This window comes from Streptomyces solincola, assembly GCF_002982015.1.
Lineage (GTDB): Bacteria > Actinomycetota > Actinomycetes > Streptomycetales > Streptomycetaceae > Streptomyces > Streptomyces solincola.
The window spans coordinates 1-4,131 of record NZ_PVLV01000521.1 but is presented as its reverse complement, the minus strand read 5'-3'; the positions used below and the strand labels follow the sequence as shown (position 1 = coordinate 4,131).

Below are 4,131 nucleotides of genomic sequence, written 5' to 3'. Positions count from 1 at the left end.
GGGTGGGCCCGGTGGAGGATCGCGCGCTGTCCCGCGGCCACCGCGCGCCGCGCGGCGGGGGGGTTTTGGGGGGGGGGGCGGGGCTCCGACTGCGGGGTGGGGGGGAGCGGGCGGGGGGGCCGGGGGGGGGGGGGGGGGGGGGGGGGGGGCGCGGGGTGGGGGCGGGGGGAAGGGTCGGGGGAGGTCATGCCCGGGCCTCCTAGGCGTGCGGCACGGTGGCCGCGGCGACGCCCTCGACCTCGGTGCCGGCCGGGGCGAGCAGGAAGACGTTGCGGTCCACGCGGTGCATGCCGCTGCCGAGCCCGAAGACGACGCCGCTGCTGAAGTCCAGGATGCGCTTGGCGACGTCGGGTTCGGCCCCGGTGAGGTCGAGCAGCACGGGGATCTGGGCGACGAGGTGGTCGGCGACCTCGCGGGCGTCGGCGAAGACCTGGACCCGCAGCACGATCATGCGGCGGTGCTCGGCCCCCTCGTAGCTCTGGGGGACGGTCTCGTGGTCCACCCGGGACGGCCACTCGTTGCGCCCGCGCAGCGGGACGACCTGGGCCAGCCCCTCCCACTGCTCGTCGGTGACGTCGTACCTCTCGTACCTACTCATGGGCCCATCCTCGCCCGGCTCACCCGTTCGGCCCAACTGCGACACGGCGAAGGTGTGCGCCGCCACCCTGACGGTCCGTCGGCGGCTGTCCCGACCTCACTCCCTCGGGCTTTCCCCCGGTCGGTTCCGGGTGTGTGCCGGATGGCGGGGCCGGGCCGAGGCGAGCAGCATTGACACTCCGAAACCGCCCGGCTACTTTCGGCCCAGCCCGAAACTGTCCGACACTGTTTGGTTACTGTCCGGGTTCTGACCGGCCTTCCGGAGGCCCTCATGAAGACAGGGTTCACTCGCGCCGCCGCTCCCCTCGTGCTGCTCTGCCTCGCCGTGCTCGCCGCGGCGGGTTGCGGCGCGGGCGGCGGGGGCTCCTCCGCGAACCAGGTCACCGTATGGATGTATCCGGTGATCATGGATCCGAAGGCCAACGCGGCGTACTGGGGCGGCGTCGAGAAGGGCTTCGAGCGCGCCCATCCCGGCACCGACCTCCGCATCGAGCAGCAGCCCTGGGAGAACCGGGACCAGAAGCTGGCCACCGCGTTCGGCGGCGGCAAGGGCCCGGACGTGGTGCTGCTCGGGCCGGACCAGATCCCGCAGTACCAGGCCAACGGCGTGCTGCGGCCGGTGGACGGGGCGATCCGCTCGGCCCGCGCCGCCTACCGGCCCGCCGCGCTGAAGGCGATGACCCTGGACGGCAAGGTGTACGCCGCGCCGATCTACCACACCGTCACCAGCACCCTGTACAACCGCAGGCTGCTGGCCAAGGCCGGGCTGAAGGAGCCGCCGGCCACCTGGGCCGCGCTCAAGGCGGCCGCGCCGAAGCTGAAGCGGGCCGGGATCGCCACGCTGGACTACTCGGCGAGCGGCGAGGCGTCGCTGAACATGAGCTTCTACCCGCTGCTGTGGCAGGCCGGCGGGCGGGTGTTCGACGAGAGCGGCCGCAGGACCGCCTTCGCCGGGCCGGAGGGGGTCGAGGCGCTGACCTTCCTGGTGGAGCTGTACCGGGCCGGGGCGGTGCCCCGCTCGGCGCTGACCAACGCCAACCTCTTCACCGACCAGGCCCTGGGCCGCCAGCAGGTCGCCATGGGGTACACCAACACCCCGGCGGACGCGGCGCTCGCCGCCCAGGCCTGGGGCAGCGACAACGTGATCGTCGGACCCGCGCTCGGCGGGCCGCGCAAGCAGGTGGTCTTCGGGATGCCCGGCGGGCTCGGCATCAACGCGGCGGGCCGCAACACCGCCGGCGCGGAGCGGTTCGTCGCCTATATGACCCAGCCCGCGCAGATCGCGGCGCTCGGCCGGGCCGGCGGCTTCTTCTCGCCGCGCTCCGACGTCACGGTGCCCGGCACGGGTGCGCACGCCAAGGAGTACGAGGCGGCTCTCGCGTACGCCTTCCCCGGTGAGCCGCACCGGGCGGCCCGCCAGCTCCAGGCACTGCTGGCACCGGAGATCCAGGCGGCGCTGACCGGCGAGAAGTCGCCGCGCGAGGCGCTGACGGCGGCCGCCGAGGCCGGCGACGACCTGCTGGCGCGGCAGCGTTGAGCCGGGTCGAGTCGCGGGCGACGCCGCCGTCCCCGGAGGAGGAGCCGGAGGCCGCCGGGCCGGAGAAGGCACGTACGCCGGTGGCCACCGGGCCCGCGGAGACGCGTACGGCGGAGGCCGCCGGGTCCCCGGAGACGCGTACGCCGGAGGCCGCCGGGCTCGTGGCGGCCGTCGCGGCTGACGGGACGCGTACGCCGGTGGCCACCGCCGCGCCGCCCGAGGACCGTACGGTCCCCCCGGTCACCGCTCCTGGCCCGCCTACCGGGCGGAAGTCGGCGGCCCGCCGGCGGGAGGCGCTGGCCGGGCTCGCCTTCGTCGCCCCGATGCTGGTGCTGTTCCTGGTGTTCCGCATCGGCCCGACGCTGGGTGCGGCCTTCCTCTCCCTCACCGACTACCGGCTGAGCGGCGACTGGGCCTTCGTCGGCGCCGGCAACTACGCCCGGCTGCTGGACGACCGGCTGTTCTGGGAGGCGCTGGGCGTCACCGCGCTCTACACCGCGCTGTACGTGCCGATGACGGTGGCACTGGCACTGGGCACCGCCGTGCTGCTGCACCGCACGCTGTGGCTGCGCGGCTTCTTCCGCGGACTGTTCTTCCTCCCCTACGTCACCAGCATCGTGCTGGCCGCGGTGATCTGGAAGTGGATCTACGAGGTGGAGGACGGCCTGCTGAACACCGCGCTCGGCGGGCTGGGCCTCGGGCCCGTGGACTTCCTCGGCAGCGAGTCCCTGGTGCTGCCCTCCATCGCCGCCGCCTCCGCGTGGAAGGGGTTCGGGTATTCCATGCTGATCCTGCTGGCCGGGCTCCAGTCGGTGCCGCGCGAGGTCACCGAGGCGGCCGTCATCGACGGGGCGAACACCTGGCAGCGCTTCCGCTGGGTGACCCTGCCGCTGCTGCGCCCGGTCCTCTTCTTCGTCCTGGTCATCGAGGCGATCGGGGCGTTCCAGGTGTTCGACGCCATGTACGTGATGACGGCCGGAGGTCCGGTGCGGGCCAGCTACTCCCTGGTGTACTTCCTGTACGACGCGGGCTTCAAGTTCTTCGACTTCGGCTATGCCTGCGCGGTGGGTCTGGTGCTCTTCCTGGTGGTGCTGGTCTTCTCGCTCATCCAGCGCAGGCTGGTCGGCCGGGAGGTGGACTGACATGGCGCGGCTGAGACTGCCGGTGCTGCTGGCCCTGGTGGCGCTGGTGACCGTCACCCCGTTCGCGGTGATGGTGCTGGTGGCCTTCGCTCCGCCGGGCGGGCGCACCCTGCCCGGCGCGCTGGACGTCACCCGGGCCACCTGGCAGAACTTCGCCGACGTACTGGGCGGCGCTGACGTGCTGCGCTGGGCGCTGAACTCGCTGGTGTACTCGCTGGTGTCGGTGGTGCTGATCCTGCTGTTCGCCTCGATGGCCGGCTACGCCTTCGCCAAGAAGCGCTTCCCGGGGCGGGAGGTGCTGTTCTGGGCGTTCCTGGCGACGCTGATGGTGCCCTTCCAGGCCACCCTCATCCCGTACTACCTGCTGGTGGCCGAGCTGGGCGGGGTGGACACCTACTGGGGCCTGATCGTGCCGACCCTCGCCAACTCGCAGGCGGTGTTCCTGATGCGGCAGTTCATCGTGCAGTTGCCCGACGAGCTGTTCGAGGCGGCCCGGATGGACGGGGCGTCGGAGTGGCGGGTGTACACCACCGTCGTGCTGCCCCTGATCCGCCCGGTGCTGGCGACCCTGGGCGTCTTCGTCTTCCTGTGGCACTGGAACGACTTCCTGTGGCCGCTGGTCATCGGCCAGTCCGAGGCGATGCGCACGCTCACCGTGGGCCTGGCCACCCTGGAGGGCGAGAACGTGACGATCAACCAGATCATGGCCGGCGCGACCATCACCGTCATCCCCTGCCTGCTGGTCTTCGGCCTGCTTCAGCGCTATCTGACGGACTCGATCGCCACCAGTGGGATGAAGGCGTAGGGGTGGTAGCGCTGAGGGAGGCCGAAGACCAGCAGGCAGGGGATGACGGT

Annotated in this window: 4 protein-coding genes; 3 read left to right on the top strand and 1 reads right to left on the bottom strand. The window is 72.5% G+C overall.

Going from position 1 to position 4,131, the window contains the following annotated elements; genetic code table 11:
- Positions 1-199 precede the first annotated feature (199 nt).
- Positions 200-598, bottom strand: coding sequence for a cell division protein SepF (locus C6N75_RS26195; protein ID WP_105871354.1), 399 nt, complete (start codon positions 596-598; stop codon positions 200-202).
- Between the two features lie 270 nt (positions 599-868).
- On the opposite strand from C6N75_RS26195, the gene C6N75_RS26190 reads away from it, so the two are divergent.
- From C6N75_RS26190 to C6N75_RS26180, 3 genes are read left to right on the top strand one after another with little or no spacing between them, the layout of a single operon-like run.
- The gene (locus tag C6N75_RS26190) at positions 869-2,134 is read left to right on the top strand and encodes an extracellular solute-binding protein (RefSeq protein ID WP_105871353.1); all 1,266 of its coding nucleotides are present in this window, start codon (positions 869-871) and stop codon (positions 2,132-2,134) included.
- On the top strand, positions 2,131-3,276 hold the full coding sequence (locus C6N75_RS26185) for a carbohydrate ABC transporter permease (protein ID WP_258177622.1): 1,146 nt from the start codon (positions 2,131-2,133) through the stop codon (positions 3,274-3,276). The genes C6N75_RS26190 and C6N75_RS26185 overlap by 4 nt, the downstream gene beginning before the upstream one ends.
- Before the next feature lies 1 nt (position 3,277).
- Positions 3,278-4,081, top strand: coding sequence for a carbohydrate ABC transporter permease (locus C6N75_RS26180; RefSeq protein WP_105871352.1), 804 nt, complete (start codon positions 3,278-3,280; stop codon positions 4,079-4,081).
- Positions 4,082-4,131 lie beyond the last annotated feature (50 nt).